Here is a 22,856-nt window from a genome sequence, read left to right on the forward strand (position 1 = left end):
TCTCCGTTCGAGGGGTTGGAGCCTCCGACTGGGCGGAGGGCAGCAGCACCGGGAATGGCGCTCGGCTCATCAGGGGGTCGACCCGCGGCGGTCTCGGCCGGGGGTTCGTACCGGTGTAACGGCCCTGCTCCGGCCGGCATTCCGCTCCGAGGCGGCACCCCAAACCACGCAAAACACCCAGGGGTCCCTGAGGTGGCTCGAACGTGGCGATCGGGTGGCGGGTCAGAGGCTCCCGAGCAGCCGGGTCACGGTGATCTCGATGACCACACGTTCCGGATTCGGACGCGGAGTGCGATACCGGTCGGCGTAGCGGCGCTCCGCCTCGGCCACCGCCGCCCGATCCGACCGGACCACCGCCCGGCCCTCGATGGTGAGCCAACGCCGGCCATCCACGTGGCAGACCGCCACCGGCAGGCCCGCCGGACCGGCAGCGGCCACGTGACGCGCCTTGCGGGACGTACCGGAGGTGATCACCCGAGCCAGCCCGGCCTCCGGATCGACTGTGACCCCGACCGGCACCACGTGCGGGGTGCCGTCGGCGCGCAGGGTGGTCAACGTCGCGAGGTGCCGCTCCGCGCAGAAGGCCGCCACCCGGTCGTCGTGCCCGTCCAGCCGGTGATCGCCCGCCACGCCCGTCCCCTGTCCGTCGAACCGACCTCGATCATCGTACGGAGCGTCGGGCGGCCTCCGGAGCCGGCGGCGCGTCCGGCTGCCCGGGCAGCCGGCGACCCTCCACCCGGCGTTTCTGCACCAGCCGGGTGAGGTAGATCAGCGCGCCGGCCAGGACACCCATGTCGTCCAGGTAGATGGGGTCCGGGAGGACGTCGACCGGGAAGATCGCGTAGATGAGCGCCCCGTAGAAGACGACCTTGCCGCTCGCACCGAGCCCGGTCAGCATCCGGCGGGTACGCACCACCCGCACCGCCAGCAGCACCGCGCCGACAAGTGTGGCGATCGCCAGGATGCCGGCGATCACCACGAGCACCCACGTCTCTCGGGACATGGCGTCACGCTAACCCACCGACGGCGGTCCGGCCCGCTGTCGGACCGCCGTGCCGTGCGGTCAGAACGCGGGGACCGCCGCGCGGCCGCGAGCGACAACCACGTTCTCCCGGGTCGGCTCGGTCAGTGGCCGGCCGACCTCGCTGAGCGGCAGCACCGACGACGACTCCGCCACCCGCCGTCCGGTCGCATCGAGGGCTTCCGCGCGGAGGCTGCGGGCCGCCGCGACGGCCAACTCGGCGGCCCGCCAGGCGGCCTGCTCCTGCTCCTGGGCGGCGACGTGCCGGGCCGCCAGGTTGTCGCGGATCGCCCGCTGGAGCACGAGTTCCTGCTCGACCGGGTGCAGCCGAGGGTCCCAGCCGTTGCGGTGCGCGAACACGTCGCTGAGCTGCTCCACCGACAGCTCCCGCCGCCAGTACGCGTCAAGCGCGGCCCGATGCAGGTATCGCTCGCGGTCGGCGTACTCGGCGGGGGTCTGGGTGGTGTACGGCAGTGGCATCGCGGAAGCCTCGACGAGTCGGCGGACGCCGGCCTCGGCGGCCTCCAGTGCCTGCCAGGCGGCCTCGGCCGTCTCCTGCGCGGCCACCCACTCCGCCCGCCGTCGCTGCGCGGTGGTGGTGGCGCGCTCGGCGGCCACCGCGACCTCCTGCGCGTAGCGGCTCTGCTCCCGTTCCTCCTGCGCCTCTTCGATCTGACTGGGCATTGCCGCGGCACGGATCCGCGCGGCCAGGTCGAGGCGGAGAAGGCCGGGACGCAGCAGGAGGACGGCGACAGCGGCCACGACCACCCCGAGCAGGCTCAGCCAGATGACGGCGGCCCGGGGCACGTCGGGCAGGACGGCGGAGAGGACGGTCTGCATGATCAGCACCTCGCGGTCGAACAACGGGTATCGACGGATGGGTCCTGACGGCACCGGGCCGATGATCGACTGATGTCGACGCGGTCGGCTCCGAGTGGTCGGGAGAAGCTGTTTTTCCGATGGCCTGCCGGAAACGATCGCCGCTGGCGGACGTGGCACGGTCACCGGACGGTGGCCGTCGGCTGCGGATCACGCCGACGATGGCGACCCGATGGGCCGGGCGCGTCACCCGAGGTCGGATCGCGCGGATCGTCAGGCGGCCAGGGTCAGCGGGTGGGCGGGCCGCGCCGGGCGGGTGCGCCCCGGCCGGGCTCGATTGCCGGCGCGTGCTCCAGGCCAGCGGTGACCGGGCCGGTCGCCGTGGCGGTGACGACTCCTTCGGCCGCCCCGGAAGGGTTCGGCCGGCCCGCACTGTCGACCGCCTGGGCAGCGGACTCGGACGCAGCCTCGGGCCGGAGGGTGTCCACCCGGCTGCTCACGACGCTCGGCCGGGGCTGCGTCGGGGAGGGAGGCGGTGTCGCGGCGAGGGCGCCGCCGAGGCCGACCGCGAGCACCAGCGCGGTGAACGCCAGCCGGGTCAGCTCCCGAAGTGACCGCAGCACGACCCGCCGGGCTGGGCGGATCTGGTTTGCCGACGACACCCGACCAACCTATCCGCCGACCCGGCGTTGCGCAGCATTGCGGCCGCGCCGGCCGGGGTGACCGCTGCCACTGTGGCCACTGTGGACCGGGTGACGAACGGCCCGGCCTCAAGTGAGGCCGGGCCGTCAAGATCCAGTGGCGCCCGTCGGCTACCCGGCTGCGAGCCGTGCCGCCTCGGGGACGGTCAGCGCGTCGCCCCGGAGGGCTGTCAACTTGCGGTGCCGAGCACCGGCGGCGCCGCGTCCCCGCCGTCCTGCCACACCATCTCGTCCTCGGTCAGCCAGGTCAGGCGATCGTCGGACTCGTCGTCGGTCGGTCGGCCGTTCCCGCCGAGAAGGCCAGGACGGTTGGTGCCCGCCCCGCGACCGGAACCCGGCCGGCCCGTCGCTCCCTGGCCCCCGGCTGCGGCCGCCCGGCCGGTGGCCTCAGCACGCCGACCATCGATGCCGCGCCCGACACCGCTCGCCGAACGGGTGTCGGCAGCGGCCGCACCACCGGTCGGCCGGGCCGCCGGGGTGGGCGTGCTCGTCGAGCCGGCAAGTGTGGACGTGCGCAGCACCCCGCCGGCCGGTGCCCCACCCGGTGCCTTGAAGAGCAGACCCCGGCCGGTCGTCCCGCCGCTGGCCGGTGCCGTCGTCGGTCCGGACATGCTGGCCAGCCCGGCGACGCCGCCGGCGAGCAGTGCCCCGCCGACCAGAGGGTTTGCACTGGAGAGGGAGGTGCTACCAGTGGAGGGGCCCGGACCGGTGACGACGCCGGGCGTGCTGCCGGTGCCCGGGCCGCCTTCGGTGCCGGTGACGAACCCGGTGGCGACCGGGGCCGCGGACGTGTGGGTCGGCGTCGAGATCGTCGCGTTGCCGGTGTGTGCGAGGCGGCTGGTGGTCGGGGCGGCGTGGGGCGTGGTGGTGCTCGGAACGCTGCGGGGCGTCGTCGGGTCCTGGTTGACAGTCTTCGGCGTGTCGTCGCCCGGACGCGGTGGGTCGACCACGCGGTCATAGGCGGACAGGTCGTAACCGGCGGCCAGTTCGGCCACCACGTTCACCATCCGCTTGTGGGCCTTCTCCTGCTCGGCCTTGTCCTGCTGGTGGCCCATGATGCCGCCGACGACGGCACCGGGCAGGCCGAAGGCCGCGCCCTTGAGCGCGCCGGAGACCGCCTTGTCGTTGTCGTCGGTCTCCTCCGGGCTCTCCGCCTTCTTGTGGGCAGTGCGAAGCTGGCCGGCCATCATGGTCAGGCCCTGCTTGACGCCGGACATGCCCTCGCCGAGCGCGTCGGTGTGGCTGACGATCAACGTGAGCCGCCGCTGGAACTCGCGGCCCGCCGAGCCTGTCCAGCTGTTGCCGAGCTTCTCGATGTCGCCGCTCAGCTCCCGGCTCAGGCCGTCCAGGATGCCCTTCAGCGTGGCCCACTTGGCGGCCAAATCGTCGATCTGCTCGGGCTTGCCGGCCATCACCGCGTCGTACAGCTCCTGGTGGCTTTTGCCGTCATAACGCTGGGTGTACTCAGACACGACCGTCCCCCTTCGGCTTGAGCGCCTGGTCGACCCCGTTCAGTGCCGAGTTGATGTCGGTGGCGTTCGCCGCGTTGCGCGCCTCGGCGGTGCGGTAGTTGGAGAGAATGGTGCTGGTCGCCTGCTGCGCCGCCAGCAGAGCCTGCCGGAGCCGCTCGGCCTGCTCCACATAAGACTGGTGGACCGAGCTGTAGCGACGGGCGTTCTGAGTGGCGTCGGTGAACAGGCCCAACGCCGGAGGACTGCACTGCATCTCGGTGTTGAGCTTGCGCAGCACCGCCTCGGCCTGGCTGAGCCGCGCCGCGAGGTTCTTGTGGAAGTCCTCAAGGGACAGCAGGTCCACTTCCGTACGGCCGGTCATGGCAACATCCCCGTCGTTCTGGTCGACAACCGTCAGCGGAACCAGGCTAGTCCACCATTGCAAGCTGCGGCGACCCGTGGCGCTCGCTCAGCCGTCGGTGCCTGTCGATGGCGTGCCACCCGGCGAGAAATGCGCGAGCGCGTCCTCGCGGTCCAGAGTCGGCCCGGTGGGGATCAGCGCGAGCAGGGAACCGGGCACCGCCAGCGGCGTGACCCCCTCGTACCCGAGCGCCCCCAGCGCCTCGGCCGACCCGAGCGGATACCGGACGCCCTGCGGACTGATCAGGTAGACAGTCGACCCGGCAGCGCCGGACCCGCTCGTCCCGGCACCAGGCGCGGCCTGGGCCAGCACACCCTTGCCGCCGGGCAGCAGCACCGACTCGGCCGTACGGACCGCGTCGCGGTTGCCCTGCCGCACCGGCACCGAGTTCGGCTCGTTGGCGCTCAACTCGGCAGGCGCCCGGTCGAAAACCTCAAGCGTGGTGGTCGGCGGGCCGCCGGCGTTGCCGGCCCGGTACGTCGCGCAGAGCAGCGTCTGCCCGGCCCGGGCCGGATACAGGGAGGGCAGCGTCCGCGGCATCCCGTCCGGGTCCAGCCGCTGGTCGGTTAGCAGGCGGCCCGCCTGATCGGGCGTGATGTCGGTGATCTGACCGCCACCGCTGATCATCAGCAGTGCCGTGATCTCACTGATCGAGACGAGCCCTTCGCGGGCCAGGACGTAGTGCTGCCCGGCCGCCTGGAACACCTGCCCGATGGTGGCCGGCCGGCCGGCCACGCTCACCCCGCTGCGGTCACCCATGCCGGGCAGCGACGGCTTGCGCAGCGGCGGTCCAGCCGGCAGCGCGTTGAGCAGTTGCTGCCCGACAGGCAGGGGCGGCGTGCCGCTCATCCGCAGCGCGGCGACCGACTGGTCACCGCCGAGCACCTCGAGCCGGGAGTTGCCGGTGAGCAGGTGCCGCTGACCGTCGACTGTGACAAGCACCGCGCGGTCATCCAACGGGGCGCCACCCGGCAGCGCGCGGTCGATCACGACGCGTGTGGTGGACCGGCGCGGGTCGACGGGATCGGGTACGTCGCAGACCGACCAGGGCAGACCGGTCAACGACTTGCGGCCGGGCAGCGCGTCCGGCGCGCCGACGATGCCGACGGTGCGACCGCGCGGGCGGTCCCGCAACGAGGTCTGCGACATCGTCCGTACCTGCGGGTTCGGCTCGTTCAGGATCAGTCTTGCGGAGGTGTAGTTGAGCGTCGGGTGGAGCTTGCCCTCGACGAACACGTACGTCGCGCCGGTCTCCCGTTCGATGACAAGCGTGTTCTCGTCCAGCGGCGCGGTGTTGCCGGTCAACTGGCCGTAGGCACCCACCCCGCCGAGCACCACGGCCGCGGCGATCGCGCTGCCGAAGACGGCCATGCCGAGTCGCCGCATCGGCAGGTTCGTGGTCTCCGGATCGCCCGACAGGAGAGCGGAGACGATCCGGCGGGTGACGAAGCGGTACGCCTGCACCTGATCGCGGCGGGTCCGCATGACTTACCTCCGGCGGGATGGATCCGCGACGATCAGGTCAGGGTGCCGTCGCGGGCTTCCCTACGATAAGGGGCCGACGGCCGGCCCTCTGGCCCGCCGCCCTGGTCGGCGCCGGGCGTTCCCGGAGCGGAGCCACATCGTGCAGGAGGGACAGTCAGCGATGACGCAGGTTCAGGCGCGACCCGCCCGAGCGGTCACGAGCCCGTCCGACGTCCCGGCGCGGGTGGCCCCGGGCGTCGATCGGCCGGGTCGGGGTCGTATCGGCCCGGTGCTTGTCGGCCAGCTCGTCGTGCTGGAGGTGTGTGCGGTCGCCGTATGGGCCGCGACGGCCGGCCCGAGCTGGCTGCTCGCCGTGGTAGGTGCCGTCGCGGTGCTGGTCGTGGCGGCGGTGTTCGCCCGGCGCGGTGGTCGCTGGTGGTTCGAGGACGTGCTGTTGCGTCGCCGGTTGCGGCGTCGCCGCCAACGCGCGGCGGCGGCGGCACTGGCGAGCGCGTCGGTCGCCGACCCCCGGTTGGCCGCGCTCGCACCCGAGTTGAGCGTCATCGAGCTGACCGACCGTGGCACCCGGCTGGGCATCGGGCAGGACGACCAGGGCTGGTTCGCGGCGGTCGCCCTGCAACCCGGTACCGGCGCGACGGGCGGTTCGGTGGACGCCTCCGTGGTGGACCGCGCGTTGCGGGTGCTCACCGAATTCTCGGCACCCGTCTCCAGGGCCCAGGTCGTCGCGCACACACTGGTCTGGTACCCGGCCTCCGGTGCGCCGCCGGCAGCGCACCGGTCGGTCTGGGTGGCGCTGCGGCTCACGATCCGCGACGCCCGGGTCGAAACGGTCAGCCGCGGCGGTGGGTTGCCCGGCGTACACCGGACGTTGGCCGCCGGGATCGGCCGGCTGGGCAAGGCGCTGACCGCCGCCGGGCTGGCCCACCGGCCGCTGGGCCGCGACGAGCTGCGCGCGGCAGTCGTGTCGGCCGCCGGCCTCGACCTGGTTCCGGAGACGCCGGCGGAGACCTGGCAGGGGCTGCGGGGCGGCGGCTGGACGCACCGCTGCCTGACCCTGCGGGGGCGGCCCGACACTCCGCTCGGCCCGCTTGTGGACGCGATCACCGCCACGTCGGCGCCGTCGCACACGGTGGCCGCGGTGGTCTCGTCCGACGGTCGCCTGGCGGCACCGCTGCTGCGCGTCGCGGCGATGGACAACCACGTCGAGGCGCTGGTCAAGGTCGTCCGGGACGTGGCACAACGCGCCGGCCTCCCGGCCCGGCCGATGGACGGGCAGCACGGCCCGGGCATCTACGCCAGCGCGCCGGTAGCGTCGACGCCGGGTGGCACCGCCCGCCGGTAGTCACCCCGACCGGCCAGCGGCAGGCCAGGCCGCTGACCGGCCAGCTGCGGCAGGTGGGGCGGCGCCCCCCGGCAGCCGGCAGGGTCAGGGCCGCAGGTTGACGATCCAGCCGTACAGGCCGCAGACCCAGAAGGCGAGCGGAACCAACGAGATGATCAGCATGATCTCGACGATGTCGAGCAGCCGGCCCCAGACCGGCGAGATGCGCTTGCCGGCGACGGTCAGACCGTAGATCAGGCTGATCACGGCCGCCAGCAGCAGCCCACCGAGGATGAGACCCAGCCGGACCGGCAACGAGCCACCGGCGAAGGTGGCCGCTGCTGCCAGGCCCAGCCCGACCGTGCCGGCGAGCAGCACCGGGGTGCGCTGCGCCCGGCCCAGGAGCGGACGGGCGCGCAGCAGCGAGAGCAGGGCCAGCACCAGGCACAGCAGCACCGCCGGCAGGCGGCCATCCAGGGCCAGCACCAACTGCGCGCCGAGCACCAGGATCGACACCGTCCACAGCAGACCGGTGAGGAACTGGTCGGCCCGGTCGCTGCGTTCGAGCACCAGCCGGCCGTCGACCGACTCGCTGTCGGTCTTCAGGTCCTCCGGACCGGTCGGGATCGACGGCACCGGCAGCCGGGCCAGCCGGTAGGCGATCATCGGCAGCGCAGGCACCGCGCCGAACGCGACAGCCGCCACCACCGCTGCCGCCGCCGCCGCGTCGAGCCCGAAGGCGAGGCAGAGCAGTGCGCCCAGACCGGCCCCCGCGCCCACCCCTATCGCGGCGAAGAAGAGCGGGTACCGGTCACCGACGGCCAGCACCGCCACCGCACCGGCGACCACCACGGCGGTGGCCGCGAGCAGGGCGTGCGGGCTGCCCAGGTCGGTCAGTTGCAGGTCACCCGCGAGCAGCAGCAGACCTCCGGTGCCCGCGTACACCAGACCGACAATGGCCAGGATCGCGCCGGTCCGGCTGTCGCCTGCGGCGCGGGAGAGCACCGCTGCGCCGACTAGGAGCGCCACCGCGACAAGCAGGGCGGCCATCGTGCCGGGCAGGTGCGGGGGACCGGTGAAGAGGGCGGCCAACGCGCCGGCGCCGAACGCCGCCGCGGCGAACAGCACCGCGAACGACCGGGTAGTGCCGGCCTGCCAGGAGCCGGGGCGCTGGTTGGTGGCGGTCGCGACCGCATCCACCACGTCATCGAAGACGATCTCCGGCGCCGCCGCCGACCGGGGATTGAAATACAGCACCTCGCCGTCGCGTACGCCCAACTGCGCGGCGGTACGCCCGCCGTCCAGTGGTGCGCCGCCCAGCCGGGACAGCGCCCAGCCGCCGTGCCGCACACCCTCGTCGGCCAGGTCCTCCCCGGCATAGCGCAGCAGCGTGGGGAGCAGGTCGGCCATCGGTACGTCCGACGGCAGAGCCAGGTCCATCCGCGTACGGGGAGCCACGATGGTGATCCGGCTCAGGCCACCGGTCGCCGTCTTCGTCGCCACAGTGGCCTCCTGGGTCGTCCTACGCTCGGCGGGCGGCGGTGCCGCAGTACGGGTGCACCGCGCCCACGGGAGATTACCTACGATGACGAGCACGTACAGTGCCCACCCGCGGGCTTCGATCCGCGACGGCACGTCATCAGGCCGCTTCTGGGGAGGAGACAGCCGTGAGCACGGTCGTGTTCCGCCGGCTCCCGCGCCAGCCGGGGCCGGCCCTGCCACGCGGCGAGGTGCTGCTGGAGTCGCCGCCCGAGCTGCCCGAGCCGACGCCACGCGGCATGGGGCAACTGCTCATGATCCTGCCGATGGTCTGCGGGGTCGGCGCGATGGCATTCCTCTACGCCGGCCGGGGCGGCGGCATGATGACGTACGTCGCCGGTGGACTCTTCGGCGTCTCGATGCTCGGCATGGCGATCGGCTCGCTCGCCAACAGCGGCGGCAGCGACAAGGCCGAGCTGAACGCCGACCGGCGCGACTACATGCGCTACCTGGCCCAGATGCGCAAGCGCACCCGCAGGGCCGCCGAGCAGCAGCGGGCGGCGATGGCCTGGCGGCATCCGGAACCGGACGCGCTCTGGTCGATCGCGGCGTCCCGCCGGCTCTGGGAACGGCGGATCACCGAGGACGACTTCGGCGAGACCCGCATCGCGCTCGGCCCGCAGCGGTTGGCCGTCGAGATCGTCCCGCCGGAGACCAAGCCGGTGGAGGACCTGGAGCCGATGAGCGCCATCGCGCTGCGTCGGTTCGTGCGGGCGCACTCGACAGTGCCGGAGCTGCCGACGGCGCTCTCCGTACGCGCGTTCAGCCGGGTGGTGCTGCGCGGTGACCGGGAGGCGGTGCTCGACCTGACCCGGGCGGCACTGGGCCAGCTGGCAACCTTTCACGCCCCCGACGACATGGTGATCGCGGTGGTCGCCGCGCCCGACCGGCAGGCCGTCTGGGAGTGGGTGAAGTGGCTTCCGCACGCCCACCACAGTGGTCGGACGGACGCAGCGGGTGCCCGCCGGCTGGTCTTCGCCAGCCTGGCCGAGGCCGAGGAGTCGCTGAACAGCGAACTGGGCGGGCGTCCCCGCTTCACCGCCGAGGCCAAGCCGCTGACCACCGCGCCGCACCTCGTCGTGGTGATCGACGGCGGCGAGGTCGCGCCGACCTGTCAGCTGGTGGGCCAGGGTCTGCTCGGCGCCACCACCATCGACCTCTCCGGGACGGTGCCGCGCGACGCCGGCCGTTGGCTGCTCTGCCTTGACGCCGGCGACGGCAGCTCACTCGAACTGATCCGGGGCACCTCGTCGACGGCACTCGGCCGACCGGACCGGCTCACCGTCGAGGCCGCCGAAGGGCTGGCCCGGCAGATCGCCCCGTACCGGCTGTCCCAGCAGCAGACCAGCAGCGAGGAGCCGCTGGCCCGCAGCATGGAGCTGCCGGATCTGCTCGGCGTCGGCGACGCGGCGGCAGTCGACGTCCACCAGACCTGGCGGCCGCGTGGCCATCGTGACCGGCTGCGCATCCCGCTCGGCGTCGGCCCGGACGGCAACGTCGTCGAGCTGGACTTCAAGGAGTCGGCGCACGAGGGCATGGGACCGCACGGTCTGGTGATCGGTGCGACCGGCTCCGGCAAGAGCGAACTGCTTCGTACCGTGGTGGCCGCGCTCGCTGTGACCCACTCGTCGGAGGAGCTGAACTTCGTCCTTGTGGACTTCAAGGGCGGTGCGACGTTCGCCTCGCTGGAGGCGCTGCCGCACACAAGCGCCGTCATCACCAACCTGGCCGACGAGCTGCCACTTGTCGACCGGATGCGCGACGCGCTCGCCGGCGAGATGGTGCGCAGGCAGGAGCTGCTGCGGGCGGCCGGCAACTACGTCTCCCGCTTCGAGTACGAGAAGGCCCGCGCGGCCGGCGAGCCGCTGGCCCCGATGCCCAGCCTGCTGATCATCTGTGACGAGTTCAGCGAGCTGCTGGCCGCCAAGCCCGACTTCATCGACCTGTTCGTGATGATCGGCCGGCTCGGTCGGTCGCTCGGCGTGCACCTGCTGCTCGCCAGCCAGCGCCTCGAAGAAGGCAAGCTGCGTGGCCTGGACACCCACCTGTCGTACCGGATCGGTCTGCGCACCTTCTCGGCGGTGGAGAGCCGGATCGTGCTCGGTGTGCCGGACGCGTACGAGTTGCCGAACGCGCCGGGGCACGGCTACCTGAAGACCGACACCAGCACGATGCTGCGCTTCCGGGCCGCGTACGTCTCCGGGCCGTACCGGGCGCCCGGCCAGCAGGCATCCGCGTCGCAGGCACTGGTGCAGCGCCGGATCGTGCCGTACGGCGTCGACTTCCTGCCGGCGCAGGCCCCGCAGATGCCTGTGGACTCCGCGCCGGAGCCGGAGCAGCCGGCCGACGGTAAGGCCGTCGCGATGCTTGACGTGCTGATCGACCAGCTCAAGGGCCGGGGCCGCCCGGCGCACCAGGTGTGGCTACCGCCGCTTGCGGACCCGCCGGGTCTGGGCGAGCTGCTCGGCCCGCTGGCCGTCGACCCGACGTACGGGTTGTGCACCGCGTCCTGGCCGGGCCGGGGTCGGCTCACGGTGCCGGTAGGCGTTGTGGACCGTCCGTACGAGCAGCGCCGTGACCCGATGATGGTCGAGCTCGCCGGGGCCGGCGGCAACGTGGTCATCGTCGGTCGTTCGCTAAGCGGCAAGAGCACGATGCTGCGGACGTTGCTCGCCTCGCTGGCGCTCACCCACACGCCGCGTGAGGTGCAGTTCTTCTGCCTGGACTTCGGTGGCGGCGCGCTGCGCAGTCTGGAGCGGCTGCCGCACATGGCGGGGGTGGCCGGGCGGCGCGACGTCGAGGCGGTGCGCCGTACGGTGGCCGAGGTCGTCGCCGTGCTTGACGACCGGGAGACGCGTTTCGCCCAGCACGGCATCGACTCGGTGGCCAGCTACCGCCGTCGCCGGGCAACGGGCGAGTTCGCCGACGACCCGTTCGGTGACGTGTTCCTGGTGGTGGACGGCTGGAACACGCTGCGCCAGGAGTACGAGGAGCTGGAGCAGACCATCACGACGCTCGCCAACCGGGGCCTCGGCTTCGGCGTGCACGTGGTGCTCACGGCGGTGCGGTGGGCGGAGATCCGGATCAACATGCGGGACCTGCTCGGCACCAAGCTCGAACTGCGCCTTGGGGACGCGGCGGAATCCGAGATCGACCGCCGGGCGGCAATGAACGTGCCGGAGAAGTCACCCGGCCGTGGCCTGACCCGGGACAAGCTGCATTTCCTCACCGCCATTTCGCGGATCGACGGCCGGCGGGACATCGACGATCTGAGCGAGGCGTCGGTCGCGCTGGCCGGGCACGTGGCGGCCAACTGGCCGGGTCGCCCGGCGCCGAAGGTGCGGCTGCTGCCGCGTCGGCTGGCGGTGTCCGAACTGGCGCGGATCATCGACCGGTCGGCGCCCGGCCTGCCGATCGGCGTCAACGAGTCGGCGCTCGCCCCGGTCTATCTGGACCTGGCGAACGAGCCGCACCTGACGGTGTTCGGCGACGCCGAGTGCGGCAAGACCAACCTGCTGCGGCTGATCGCCCGTGGCATCACCGAGCGGTACACGCCCGCTCAGGCCCGGTTGGTGATCGCCGACTACCGGCGCGGGCTGCTGGGCGCGGTGGAGGGCGATCACCTGCTTGACTACGCGCCGTCCAATCAGGCGTTCGCGCAGGGGCTCGGCTCGATCCGCAGCGCGCTGTCCAACCGGTTGCCCGGCCCGGACGTGACCACCGCCCAGCTGCGCGACCGCAGCTGGTGGAAGGGCCCGGACCTGTACATCCTTGTCGACGACTACGACCTGGTGGCCTCCGGTGGCAGCAATCCGCTCAGCGCTTTGCAGGAGTTGTTGCCGCAGGCCCGCGACATCGGCCTGCACCTGATCATCACCCGGCGGGTGGGCGGGGTGTCCCGTGCGCTCTACGAGCCGGTGCTGCAACGGTTGCGGGAGCTTGACTCGCCCGGCCTGCTGATGTCCGGCAGTCGGGAGGAGGGCGCGGTCTTCGGCACGCTGCGGCCGAGCCCGCAGCCACCCGGCCGGGGCACCCTGGTCCGTCGGCGCGATGGCCAACAGCTCATCCAGACCGCTTGGTCCGAGCCGTCGTAACCGCGTTCGTCAAGTCGCGCATTAATGCGACGCCGCGAATTTATCGCCCGCGTCAAATACCTGGCCCGTAAAGCCGCAATCACATCGGCTGATTCATCACTATTCACCTACGGCTGCCTACCAGGGCTGCGAGGACTGGACGGACTCCGCTACGGTCTCTGTTGGAGTGTCCGTCGGTGGGGTGTTTTGCTGCCTTGCCGCGGGGGAGGGGGCGCGGCAAAGCCGACGCCACAACATGACGGAAGGGTGTGAAGCATGGCGTTCGAGGTCGAAGCTGCGACTCTGCATACCGCCGCGAGTGACGTGCGGTCTACGCGTAGCGAGGTCGACGGCGAGCTGAAGAAGCTGTGGAACGTAGTCGACGACCTGGCCATGGCGTGGAAGGGTCAGGCGTCCACGGGCTTCCAGTCGCTGATGACGCGTTGGAACGAGGACACCGTCAAGCTGCTGACCGCGATGGACGACATCGCGGACCTGCTCGACAAGTCGGGTACGACGCACCAGGTCAACGACGAAGAGCAGCAGCAGATGCTGGACAAGTTCCACTCTGCTCTCAACCCGTGATCCCGTAGCGAGCAGAGGAGGAAACATGGCGATCAAAGTTGACTACGCGGTCCTCGAGAGCAGCAACCAGCAGATGCAGGCCATCTCGAAGACCATCGACGAGAAGCTCGACACGCTGCGGTCGATGCTCTCGAAGCTCGAGTGGGATGGCCAGGACCGCGTCGCCTACGAGCAGCACCAGGCGAAGTGGGACCAGGCCGTCCGGGACATCAACCGGGTCCTGAACGAGATCGGTGGTGCCGTCGGCATCGCCCGTGAAAACTACGTCTCCACCGAGATGAGCAACTCGAAGGTGTGGGGCTGAGACAATCGCCGGTGCGGCTCCGGTCCGGTTCGACCGGGCCGGAGCCGCATTGCGTTGGCGTCGGCACAGGTTCTGGGAGAGCGATGCGTACGGGGAATCGTTTCCGATCGGCCCGGCTCGCGGCTGCGGCCGCAGTGGCGTTGTGTGCCGCGCTGGTTCCCGCCGTTGTCGCACCGGCACCTGCTCACGCCGCCGACACGGTCCGGGGCCTGCAGTGGTATCTCGACTCGCTGAAGATCCCCCAGGCGCAGAAGCTCACGCAGGGCAGGGGCGTCGTGGTCGCCGTCATCGACGGTGGGGTGGACGCCAGCCATCCAGACCTTCGCGGCCAGGTGTTGGCGGGGCACGGTGTCAACGCGGCCGCCGCGCCGGACGGGCGACGTGACGACGACCGGGAAAAGGGGCACGGCACGTCGATGGCCGGCATCATCGCCGGGCGTGGTGGTGACCAGATGCGGCAGTTGGGCATCGCCCCGGCCGCGAAGATCCTGCCGGTCTCGATGGGTGCCCGGTTCAACAGCGACGACGTGACCCGCGCCGTCCGGTGGGCGGCCGACGCCGGTGCCGACGTCATCAACCTCTCCGTGGGCGTCGGCGAGGGCGCTCCGCCCCCGGAGTTGGCCGACGCGATCACATACGCGTTGAGCAAGGACGCCGTGCTGGTGGCGTCTGCCGGAAACGTGGAGCAGGGCGATCAGCGCGTCACCTCGCCGGCAAACATCCCCGGCGTCATCGCCGTGTCCGGTCTGGACAAGCGGGGCAACTTCTTCGCCGGCTCGGTGCGGGGCCCGGAGACGGTGATCGCGGCACCGATGGAGAGCATCATCGGGCCGGCACCCAAGGCGGTCTCGTCCAACGGCTACACGGTGGGCAGCGGCACCAGTTCGTCCGCCGCCATCATCTCCGGGGTGGTGGCACTGATCCGCGCCAAATATCCGCAGCTCGACGCGGCAAACGTCATCAACCGCCTGATCAAGACGGCCCGCGACGCCGGGCCGGCAGGCCGTGACCAGCAGTTCGGCTTCGGCGCGGTCGACCCGGTCGCCGCGCTGACCCGCTCGGTGCCAGCGGTGACGGCCAACCCGCTGTTGGAGGGCGCGACCGAGCCGACCCGGCCCGGCGGTGCCGCCCGGCCCGACGATGACGACGGTCCAGCTGTCGAGTTCGGGGTGTCGAACAAGGCCGGCGCGATCGTCCAGGTCGTGCTCTGCGTGGCAGTGCCGATCGTCGCGTTGATCGTCCTGCTGGTGGTGCTCAGGCGCCGCAAGCGGCGTACCCCGGCCGTGCCCGGCCCGTCTGCCGGCGCACAGGGGCCGCCGCCGCCCGGTTGGCCCTCCGGCCCGGCCGGCTGGCAGAGCCCGCCGGGGCACGTCGCGCCGCCGCAGCCCGTTCCGGGGTACGGTCCGCCGCCGGGCCAGCACGGTTATCCGCCGCCGGGCTATCCGCCGCCGGCTGGCCAGCCCGCACCGGGCTATCCGCCGGCCGCGCCGCCTCCGGGCGGACCAGGGTGGCCGGGCACGGGCCAGGTGCCGCCGCAATCCGGCCCACAGCAGTAGTGAGCACAGACCACAAGTCAGGGTTTCGGGGAGGGGACCGATGACGGACGACAGGACCAGCCAGCCGGAACGGTTCAAGATCGACGACATGTACGTTCCGATTCCGGTGGGCACGAATCCGGTGTCGGGCGTGGCGTTGACCGGTCTGGAATTCGACAACGTCAACCATGCCGCCACGCCGGAGGGTCTCGTCACCGCGCCCGGCGAGGCCGGCGTCAAGACCGAGTGGGACGCGAGCAGCCTCGATTCGGCGATCGACTGGCTGGAAACCCACGCCGCCTACCTGAACAAGCTCACCTACAAGATGGTCGACATCCAGGATCTGATGGGTGGAGCGACCGCGGGCATGGCGGGTGGGGTCGGCGGCCAGGCGAGCCCGCTCGGTGGGTTCGAATGGGCGGGCCGGTTGGCTGCCAAGCATCAGGGGCTCTACCGGGACACCGAGGCTGGTGTGCAGAGGCTCGCCCAGAATCTCTACGACGCGGCGGAGGCGTTGCGTCAGGTCAAGCAGAACTACGAGACGGCGGAGGAACAGAACAGGATGTCCGCCCTCGACATGCAGCGGGTCTTCGGTGACGTGGCCGGCCGCGGCGACGGCCGTTAGGACGGGGAGGACGGCAAATGGCTCTGAGCTGGGAAGAGATGTGCCAAAAGGTCGTCATTGACGGCCGGCCTGGTGACGTGGAGAGCGCGGCGCTCGGTTGGGAACAGCTGATCAAGAACCTCAACAACGTCAAGCAGAGCCTCGAAGCCAACATCAAGGACCTGGGCAATACCTGGAAGGGTCCGGCGTACGAGGAGTTCAAGGGCCACATCGAGCTGATCGCCAAGGACACCGGTCAGCTCGTGGCGGACACCGAGAAGGGCGGCGGCATCGTCCAGTCGCTCAAGACAGCCGCCGACAGCCTCAGCGCCGCCCAGCGGGACTTCCCGATCCCGGCGACCTGCGTCAACGACGTCCTGGAGGCGCGCAACGCCAAGCTGACCATCGGTGTCGGTTTCTTCGAGGCCAAGGTCTCGCCGGACTTCCTCGGCTGGCTCGACCCGGTGAGTGCCGTCGCCGACTGGATCAACGACCAGTCCAAGGACGCTGCCGAGGTCTATCAGCGGGTAAGCGGCGAGTACCAGACCATCGCCCCGAACACCCCCGGTAACGCCTTGCCCGGTGACACCGCGGACCCGACCCGTCAGCAACCGAATCTGGGTGGTGGCGGCGGTGGTGGCGGCGGTGTCGGTGGTGTGCCGAACATCGGCGGCGGCGGGCCCGGCGGTGGTCTGGGCGCCAAGCCCTCGATCAGCGGGGCGAGCCTGGTGCCGGAGACGGGCAACCTGTCCGGGGGGTCCGGCATCCACCCGGCCTTCTCGGGTGAGCCCGGCACGGGCAGCTACCCGGGTGTCGGCGGTGTCCCCGGCACTGGCGGTCCCGAGGAGGAGTACAGCAGCGGTCTCGCGGGCGCCGGCGGTGTGCCGGGTCTCGGCTCCGGCGGTGGTGGCGGCCTCGGTTCCGCGGGTCTCGGCGCCGGCGGTGGGGTCGGCGGTGGCGGCAGCGGTCTGGGCAGCGCAGGAGCGGGCGGTGGCGCTCTCGCCGGTGGCGGCGCCCTCGGCCGAGCGGTCTCCCCTGGCATGGGCCCGATGATGGGCGGCGGCGGTGCCGCGGGCGCCGGTCGCGGTGGAGGCCGGGGTGCGGGTGGCCGGCTCGGCGCGGGCGGCAAGCCGGGCGGCGGGATGATGCCCGGAATGGGCGGCGTCGCCGCTGGTGGCGGCGGTGCAGGTCGGGGCGGTGCGGGTCGCGGCGCAGCGGGTGCCGGTGCGGCCGGCCGGGGCGCGGGTGCCAGAGGTGCCGGCGGGATGGCCGGGATGGGCGGCGGTGCCGGCTACGGCGAGGACGACACCTCGCGCAACACCTGGCTTGAGGAGGACGAGGACGTGTGGGGTGCCGACGGCGGGGGAACGTCAGGCATCCTGCGCTGAACGTCCGCGTGTGACGGTGCCGATGCGGTCGACCGCATCGGCACCGTTTCCTGTTCGACGCCGGTGGACGTCGTCAGCCGGTGACGGGCGTGTCGGGGCGTCGGCCGGGTCGCCAGCCGCGTCGACGGCCCCGCGCGACGATCGGTCGCGCGATGAGCAGCAGCCCGGCGAGCAGACCGCCGACCACGGCGGCCCAGAGCGCGACTGTGCGTTGCCAGCTCAGCGGGTCGGCCGCGTTGTCAGGGGCCGGGAGCGCGTCGGGCGGCGGGTCCGAGCGGGTGCCCAACAGGCTCGACACCGCCCGGTACGGGTTGACCACGCCGAAGCCGACCTCCGCGTTGTGCCCGTCCGGCGGGTTGTCAGCGGTTCGTTCCAGCCGTTCGGCGACCTGTTCCGGTGTGAGGTCCGGGTGGGCGGATCGGACCAGCGCGGCCACGCCCGAGACGTACGCGGCGGCGAAGCTGGTGCCGCCCGTCGGCTCGGCGCGGTAGCCGGTGCCGCCCGGTGCGGGGCCGACGATGTTCAACCCGGGCGCGGCGACGTCGACGTACGCGCCGCTGACCGAGGTGCCCACGTGGCCGCCCTGCTCGTCCACACCGGCGACCGCGATCACGCCGGGGTACGCGGCAGGGTAGGCCGGTTTGTCCTCCTGCTGCTCCTGCCGGTTTCCGGCTGCGGCGACCAGCACGACCCGCTTGGCGAGGGCGCGTTCGACGGCCTTCGCCAGCTCGGGGCGGGGCAGTGTCACCAGGGAGAGATTGATCACGTCGGCGCCGTTGTCGACAGCCCAGTCGATGGCCGAGGCGATCTGCCCCGGTAGGGCTTCGTCGTTTGTGCCCTTGGCGTCCGGCAGGACCCGGATCGGCAGGATGCGGGCCCCCGGGGCGACGCCGCTGAAGGGTGCCCCGGTGCCGTCCCGGCCGGCGATGATGCCGGCCACCATCGTGCCGTGACCGACAAGGTCGCACTGGCCCTGGTTGGCCGGCAGGGCGTTGAAGTCGCGCCCCGCGAGGACCTGACCTTTCAGCAGGGGGTGGATTGCGGAAACCCCGGAGTCGATCACCGCGACCGTCACTCCGGCACCCCGGGAGAGGGGCCAGGCGGACGCGGGGTCAAGCCGGCGCAGCCCCCACGGGATCTCCACCAGACCGTCCTCCCCGGCCGGGCCGCAGGTCGGCGGTGCCGCGACGGCGGGGGAGGCGGGGACCACCAGGGCGGTGCCGAGCAGGGCCGCCAGCGTTCCACTGAGGACTGCTCGAACGCCACGGTGTGATCCCGTGGTCGCGCTGGGCGGCAGGCTTTGGCGCACCCGCAAAGATTACCGCCGTGCCGCATCAGGCAGCGTCCCGGCGGGGACCGGTCACGGCTGGTGTGCGTCGTCCTCGGTTGGCGCTTCGGCGAAGAGCGCGAGCAGGTCACCGACCTGGCGGTACGCCTCGGCGGGGTGCCGGAACCGGCCGGCCGGGTTGAGGGTGTACTCGTTGCGGCGCCCGACCCGCGTGCGGTGCAGGTAACCGCCTGCCTCCAGGTCGGCGACGATGGCCTGGGCGGCGCGTTCGGTGACGCCGACCTCGGCCGCCACGTCCCGCAGCCGAGCGGTGGGATCGCGGGCGATGGCCAGCAGCACATGCCCGTGATTGGTGAGGAATGTCCAGTTCCGGCCGCTGCCTGGGCTGCCGTCAGCTGTCGCCGTGCTCGCCATCGTGGGACCGCCTCTCCGGTTGCCCGCCCTCGCCTCGCGCCTGTCGCAGGCGGGTCGAACCGGGCCAACGTATGAAATCTATATCACGCATATCTTGACGCATCTTCTGGTGCGTGTGAACGTGGAGCCCGAGCCAGCGCCCGCCGCCGGGCCGGTCGACGTGCGGGTTGAGCAGGCCAAATGCGTGGAGACGAGGTGCGGGGATGAGCCGTTCCGTAATGCCCGGCGGGCAGCCGGGGCCGCAGCGGGCCACCGATCAGGCACCGGCGCTCACCGAGCCGTCGCGGGCGTACGCCGAACTGGCCGACGGCAACCGGCGCTTCGTCAGCGGCGCTCCACGCCACCCCAACCAGGGCGCCGAACACCGCGCCGCGGTGGCCGACGGGCAGCACCCGTTCGCGGTGATCGTCGGCTGTTCCGACTCCCGGTTGGCCGCCGAGATCATCTTCGATCGGGGCCTGGGTGACCTCTTCGTGGTCCGTACGGCCGGGCACATCGTGGGTCCGGAGGTGCTGGGCAGCGTGGAGTACGCGGTGACAGTGCTCGGCACCCCGCTGGTGGTGGTGCTCGGTCACGACTCCTGCGGTGCCGTGCAGGCGGCCCGTGAGGCCGCCGCCACCGGCACGGCACCCGTGGGGCACCTGCGCGCGGTGGTCGACGCGGTGCTGCCCAGCCTGCGGCGCGCCACGGCCGAGGGTGTGGACGACATCGACGGCATCGTCGACATCCACATCGCGCAGACTGTCGAGACGCTGCTCGGGCAGTCGCCGGTACTGGCCGAGGCTGTGGAGCAGGGCCGGTGCGCGGTGGTGGGGATGTCGTACCGTCTCGCCATCGGTGGGGTGCGTCCGGTGACCGCCGTGCCGGTCGGCGCCGCGACCCTCGACGTGCCGAGCATCGACGTGCCGAGCGTCCCGGACGGCCCGGCCGCGACCGCCGCCGCCTGACAACTGGACCGCCGACCCGCCACGTGCGACGAGGGCCGCCCCGCGTGGTGCGGGGCGGCCCTCGTCTGCGGTACGTGCCGTCAGAGCAGTGACATGTGGACGTGGTCGGTGTGGTTCGACGGTCCGCTGTACGAGCTCCACCCGGTCGCCGGGAACCAGATCTGCCGGTTCCAGATCACGTAGTAGATGCCGAGCCGGTCGGCGTTGCGGATGAGGAACGCTGCGACGTTGTTGCCGTACTTGCGGGTGTCCTCGTTGTGCCACGGGGAGAAGCCGCTCTTCTGCAGCGACCAGTCGCAGGCGCGGCCCTTCGGGTGCTCCCACGGCCCGCCGGGGCGGTAGCAGCCGACGAACCGGGTGAAGCCGGCCCGCCTGACCTCCTTGTAGGCGTGCAGGGTGCGAGGTGTGACGCAGCCGGAGGTGGTCGGGTCGTCCTCGCTGCACGACTGCGGCTTCCAGTCGCCGTCGGCGGTGCGACCCGGGCCGATCTTCGCGACCGGCGAGGTGGCGTCCACGAGACCGCCTGTGAAGCCCTTGCCGCCGACGAGGGAGAGCGCCTTGTCCGCCTCGCTCTTGCGCTTGGCCATCAGGGCGGTCTGCTTCTGCTGCTCGCGGACCTCCGTGTCGAGGGCCAGCTTGGCCTGCTCGGCGCGGATCTTCACCGCGTTGACCTCGGCGAGCTTCTTCTCGTTGATCATGTTGAGCTCGTCGAGGGCCGCGGCCCGCTTGACGAAGGTGTCGGGAGCGTTGCTGTCAAGCAGCATCGCCATCGCGCCGACGCGGCCGGTGCGGTACGACTGGGCGGCGATCTGCGCGACCTGTGGTGCCAACGCGTCCAGGTCGGCCTTGGCACGCTCGACCTCGATCGCCAACTCCAGCTGCCGCTTCTTGGACTTGTCCAGCTTGGACTTGGCGGCGGAGTAGTCGCGGTTGGCCTGCTCGATGACGTCGTTGAGCAGCTTCGGCTCGCCGTCCTCCTCGTGCCCGGACGGTGTGGGGGTCGTCGGGGCGGCGTGGGCCGGTACGGGCCCGGCGAGCACGGTCAGTGCGGCGATCACGGCCACCACAGGTGTCAACCAGCGGCGTAGGGGTGCCGTCACAATGTTCCCTTCCGTCGACCGCCGACCGGGTTAGCTGACGGGTTCGGGGCGGAAGTGGCCCCTACCGCTTGCGCGGATTCACCCCAGGTACCTGGGTCCCCGGCTCGCCGGTTGGCGATTGGGCGGTGGCACCGCAGGCGCCGCTTCGCGCCTTCATCGGTAACCGGCAGCGAGGTTACCCGAGAGTCGGCCGGGTGAGCTACGCCTGGATGCCCACCAAAAGCGTCATATCGCCATGGCGTTGAGTGACCAGTGCTGCGGTCGTCAGGGCGGGGGCCCGATCTGGTCACGCTGAGGAGTGTCACCATGCCGTCTTCGTGCTCCTGTCCGGCTCTGGCCACTGGTCGGTGGCGGTGGATGGGGGTGGGGTGTGCTCGGGGTCGGGCCGGCCCGCGCGTGGACGGCTGAGGGCAGCCAGTACGTCGGCTCGCTCCGGTCGCGGCCGGGGCGCGTCGCCGGCCGGTGTCGAGCCGGCGGCGGTCACCAGAGCGGCCAGCCCTGTGGTCAGCGGTACGGCGGCGATCAGGCCGAGTGTGGCGACCGCACTGCGGACGATCTCCTGTGCCAGGAACTCGCTTGTCAGGATCTGCGTGATGGGTCGTGTGTCGGCGGTGAGCAGGAGCAGCAGCGGCAGCGAGGCGCCCGCGTACGCCAGGACGATTGTGTTGACCGTGGAGGCGATGTGGGCGCGGCCGACCCGCGTGGCCGCCCGGTAGAGCTGCAATCGACTCAGCCCCGGGTTGGCGTTCGCCAACTCGGTGACGGTGGCCGCCTGGGTGACAGTCACGTCGTCGAGCACGCCGAGTGAGCCGATGATGATTCCGGCGAGCAGCAGGCCGTGCAGGTCCACGTCGGCCTGGAACATCGACAGTGTGGTGGCGTCCTCGCTGCCGAAGCCGGTCAGGTGGGTGGCGGCCGTGGCGACGGTGGCGAGCACTCCGGTGAGGATCAGGCTGCCCAGGGTGCCGAGGACCGCTACCGAGGTCTGTGCGGTGACCCCGTGGGTCAGATAGAGCACCACGAACATGATGAGCGCGGCGCCGACCACAGCCACCAGCAGCGGTGACCTGCCGGCGGCGATGCCCGGCAGCACGAAGGTGAGCAGGATGGCGAAGCTTGCCGCCAGCCCCGCCAGCGCGGCCAGGCCCCGCCACCGGCCGAACGCGACGATCGCCGCGGCGAAGACCACAGCCAGCCACAGCAGCGGCGTTCCGCGCTGGTGCTCGGCGATGTTCCAACTGCTGACGGCGGGATCGGTCGGGTCGGTCAGCTCGACCATTATGACGTCGTCGCCGACCTCGACCCGGGGTGCGCCCGGCCCGGCGGGGATCGGGGTCTGCACCTGCTGGCCGGCGCTCGGCCCGTCCTCGACGCGTACGTCCACCGTGCCGCACGGTCCGGCCGACGGGCCGCCCTCGGGTGTCGGCGCCGGCGGGCAGGGCTCGGTCACCACCCGGGTCACGGTGCCGTGGTACCGCGGCACGTCCGCCCCGCCATCGGTCTGCGGCGACCCGTCCCGTGGCCATAGCACCACCGCCGCGAGAACGGTGGCCACGAAGAGCGGCACCACCGTCGCGACGAGGATCCGTCGCACCCGCGGCGGCGCGGGTGGCGCGGAATGGCTGTGGTCGGAACCCAATGCGAGACTCCCAACGATCCGGTGCGAAGTACGTGTCAGCGGAGCGGTCGGTTCACCGTCGACGGGGGAAACGCCGCGGGAAGCGCGCCGGATCGCCGTCCGGCGATCGTCCGATCACGGACGGTCAACGTCCGGCCCGATCGACGGAAAGCGACGCCACGACGTGGTGGCGTCGCAGCCTGACTGCGCGGCGGCGTATGGAGGCTCATCCTGGGAGATGC

Annotated in this window: 20 protein-coding genes and 1 riboswitch; of the genes, 8 read left to right on the top strand and 12 right to left on the bottom strand. The window is 71.9% G+C overall.

Features of this window, described 5'->3' with window-relative positions; translation table 11 throughout:
* Positions 1–222 precede the first annotated feature (222 nt).
* The 7 genes from ACPXB1_RS00395 to eccB all read right to left on the bottom strand — a co-directional run bounded on the left by ACPXB1_RS00395 (position 223) and on the right by eccB (position 5,898).
* A complete protein-coding gene (locus tag ACPXB1_RS00395; protein ID WP_425734660.1) occupies positions 223–630 on the bottom strand; it encodes a pyridoxamine 5'-phosphate oxidase family protein in 408 nt (135 codons plus the stop codon).
* A gap of 31 nt (positions 631–661) precedes the next feature.
* Positions 662–1,003, bottom strand: a complete 342-nt coding sequence (locus ACPXB1_RS00400) for a YkvA family protein (protein ID WP_355588298.1) — start codon at positions 1,001–1,003, stop codon at positions 662–664.
* A gap of 60 nt (positions 1,004–1,063) precedes the next feature.
* Positions 1,064–1,915, bottom strand: coding sequence for a hypothetical protein (locus ACPXB1_RS00405; protein WP_425734661.1), 852 nt, complete (start codon positions 1,913–1,915; stop codon positions 1,064–1,066).
* Between the two features lie 212 nt (positions 1,916–2,127).
* Entirely contained in the window at positions 2,128–2,502 is a 375-nt protein-coding gene (locus tag ACPXB1_RS00410; RefSeq protein ID WP_355588302.1) for a hypothetical protein, read from the bottom strand.
* Positions 2,503–2,711: 209 nt separating this feature from the next.
* A complete protein-coding gene (locus ACPXB1_RS00415) occupies positions 2,712–4,013 on the bottom strand; it encodes a WXG100 family type VII secretion target (protein WP_355588304.1) in 1,302 nt (433 codons plus the stop codon).
* Entirely contained in the window at positions 4,006–4,374 is a 369-nt protein-coding gene (locus ACPXB1_RS00420) for a hypothetical protein (protein ID WP_355588306.1), read from the bottom strand. The genes ACPXB1_RS00415 and ACPXB1_RS00420 overlap by 8 nt, the downstream gene beginning before the upstream one ends.
* Positions 4,375–4,461: 87 nt before the next feature.
* On the bottom strand, positions 4,462–5,898 hold the full coding sequence (gene eccB, locus ACPXB1_RS00425) for a type VII secretion protein EccB (protein ID WP_355588308.1): 1,437 nt from the start codon (positions 5,896–5,898) through the stop codon (positions 4,462–4,464).
* Between the two features lie 160 nt (positions 5,899–6,058).
* On the opposite strand from eccB, the gene ACPXB1_RS00430 reads away from it, so the two are divergent.
* On the top strand, positions 6,059–7,240 hold the full coding sequence (locus ACPXB1_RS00430) for a type VII secretion protein EccE (RefSeq protein WP_355588309.1): 1,182 nt from the start codon (positions 6,059–6,061) through the stop codon (positions 7,238–7,240).
* Positions 7,241–7,324: 84 nt separating this feature from the next.
* Here the strand turns inward: ACPXB1_RS00430 and eccD are convergent, their stop codons facing one another.
* On the bottom strand, positions 7,325–8,722 hold the full coding sequence (gene eccD / locus ACPXB1_RS00435) for a type VII secretion integral membrane protein EccD (RefSeq protein WP_355588311.1): 1,398 nt from the start codon (positions 8,720–8,722) through the stop codon (positions 7,325–7,327).
* 164 nt (positions 8,723–8,886) lie between these two features.
* Here eccD and eccCa point away from each other — a divergent pair, with 164 nt between their 5' ends.
* The 6 genes from eccCa to ACPXB1_RS00465 all read left to right on the top strand — a co-directional run bounded on the left by eccCa (position 8,887) and on the right by ACPXB1_RS00465 (position 17,247).
* Complete coding sequence (gene eccCa, locus ACPXB1_RS00440; protein ID WP_355628287.1) at positions 8,887–12,852, top strand: type VII secretion protein EccCa; 3,966 nt, start codon at positions 8,887–8,889, stop codon at positions 12,850–12,852.
* Positions 12,853–13,107: 255 nt separating this feature from the next.
* A complete protein-coding gene (locus tag ACPXB1_RS00445; protein ID WP_053658909.1) occupies positions 13,108–13,416 on the top strand; it encodes a WXG100 family type VII secretion target in 309 nt (102 codons plus the stop codon).
* A 25-nt stretch (positions 13,417–13,441) separates the two neighbouring features.
* Positions 13,442–13,720, top strand: coding sequence for a WXG100 family type VII secretion target (locus ACPXB1_RS00450; RefSeq protein WP_053658911.1), 279 nt, complete (start codon positions 13,442–13,444; stop codon positions 13,718–13,720).
* A gap of 83 nt (positions 13,721–13,803) precedes the next feature.
* The gene (locus ACPXB1_RS00455) at positions 13,804–15,276 is read left to right on the top strand and encodes a S8 family serine peptidase (RefSeq protein ID WP_355588315.1); all 1,473 of its coding nucleotides are present in this window, start codon (positions 13,804–13,806) and stop codon (positions 15,274–15,276) included.
* 40 nt (positions 15,277–15,316) lie between these two features.
* Entirely contained in the window at positions 15,317–15,880 is a 564-nt protein-coding gene (locus ACPXB1_RS00460) for a WXG100 family type VII secretion target (RefSeq protein ID WP_355588317.1), read from the top strand.
* A 17-nt stretch (positions 15,881–15,897) separates the two neighbouring features.
* Positions 15,898–17,247 (top strand): WXG100 family type VII secretion target, encoded by a 1,350-nt coding sequence (locus ACPXB1_RS00465; RefSeq protein WP_425734662.1) that lies wholly within the window; start codon positions 15,898–15,900, stop codon positions 17,245–17,247.
* 73 nt (positions 17,248–17,320) lie between these two features.
* Here ACPXB1_RS00465 and mycP read toward each other — a convergent pair whose 3' ends face one another.
* Positions 17,321–18,556, bottom strand: coding sequence for a type VII secretion-associated serine protease mycosin (mycP, locus tag ACPXB1_RS00470; protein WP_425734663.1), 1,236 nt, complete (start codon positions 18,554–18,556; stop codon positions 17,321–17,323).
* 51 nt (positions 18,557–18,607) lie between these two features.
* Positions 18,608–18,949: a helix-turn-helix transcriptional regulator gene (locus ACPXB1_RS00475; protein WP_355588323.1), complete on the bottom strand. Its 342-nt coding sequence runs from the start codon at positions 18,947–18,949 to the stop codon at positions 18,608–18,610.
* A gap of 203 nt (positions 18,950–19,152) precedes the next feature.
* Between ACPXB1_RS00475 and ACPXB1_RS00480 the strand changes: the two genes are divergently transcribed.
* Positions 19,153–19,896, top strand: a complete 744-nt coding sequence (locus tag ACPXB1_RS00480) for a carbonic anhydrase (protein WP_425734664.1) — start codon at positions 19,153–19,155, stop codon at positions 19,894–19,896.
* Between the two features lie 80 nt (positions 19,897–19,976).
* Here ACPXB1_RS00480 and ACPXB1_RS00485 read toward each other — a convergent pair whose 3' ends face one another.
* Together ACPXB1_RS00485 and ACPXB1_RS00490 are read right to left on the bottom strand one after the other, a co-directional pair.
* Positions 19,977–20,996, bottom strand: a complete 1,020-nt coding sequence (locus tag ACPXB1_RS00485) for a coiled-coil domain-containing protein (protein ID WP_355588325.1) — start codon at positions 20,994–20,996, stop codon at positions 19,977–19,979.
* Positions 20,997–21,000: 4 nt separating this feature from the next.
* A riboswitch (cyclic di-AMP (ydaO/yuaA leader) is annotated at positions 21,001–21,131 on the bottom strand.
* Positions 21,132–21,297: 166 nt separating this feature from the next.
* On the bottom strand, positions 21,298–22,635 hold the full coding sequence (locus ACPXB1_RS00490) for a YibE/F family protein (RefSeq protein WP_355588327.1): 1,338 nt from the start codon (positions 22,633–22,635) through the stop codon (positions 21,298–21,300).
* Between the last annotated feature and the right edge of the window lie 221 nt (positions 22,636–22,856).

This window comes from Micromonospora sp. DT68, from assembly GCF_049847245.1.
Classification (GTDB): Bacteria; Actinomycetota; Actinomycetes; order Mycobacteriales; family Micromonosporaceae; genus Micromonospora; species Micromonospora profundi.

Bases quoted from the DNA above. Each gene is read 5' to 3' on its own strand.
- ACPXB1_RS00475 (WP_355588323.1), bottom strand. From the start codon at position 18,949: ATGGCGAGCACGGCGACAGCTGACGGCAGCCCAGGCAGCGGCCGGAAC.
- ACPXB1_RS00455 (WP_355588315.1), top strand. From the start codon at position 13,804: ATGCGTACGGGGAATCGTTTCCGATCGGCCCGGCTCGCGGCTGCGGCC.
- ACPXB1_RS00430 (WP_355588309.1), top strand. From the start codon at position 6,059: ATGACGCAGGTTCAGGCGCGACCCGCCCGAGCGGTCACGAGCCCGTCC.
- ACPXB1_RS00480 (WP_425734664.1), top strand. From the start codon at position 19,153: ATGAGCCGTTCCGTAATGCCCGGCGGGCAGCCGGGGCCGCAGCGGGCC.
- ACPXB1_RS00400 (WP_355588298.1), bottom strand. From the start codon at position 1,003: ATGTCCCGAGAGACGTGGGTGCTCGTGGTGATCGCCGGCATCCTGGCG.
- ACPXB1_RS00465 (WP_425734662.1), top strand. From the start codon at position 15,898: ATGGCTCTGAGCTGGGAAGAGATGTGCCAAAAGGTCGTCATTGACGGC.
- ACPXB1_RS00420 (WP_355588306.1), bottom strand. From the start codon at position 4,374: ATGACCGGCCGTACGGAAGTGGACCTGCTGTCCCTTGAGGACTTCCAC.
- ACPXB1_RS00450 (WP_053658911.1), top strand. From the start codon at position 13,442: ATGGCGATCAAAGTTGACTACGCGGTCCTCGAGAGCAGCAACCAGCAG.
- eccB (WP_355588308.1), bottom strand. From the start codon at position 5,898: ATGCGGACCCGCCGCGATCAGGTGCAGGCGTACCGCTTCGTCACCCGC.
- ACPXB1_RS00445 (WP_053658909.1), top strand. From the start codon at position 13,108: ATGGCGTTCGAGGTCGAAGCTGCGACTCTGCATACCGCCGCGAGTGAC.
- ACPXB1_RS00460 (WP_355588317.1), top strand. From the start codon at position 15,317: ATGACGGACGACAGGACCAGCCAGCCGGAACGGTTCAAGATCGACGAC.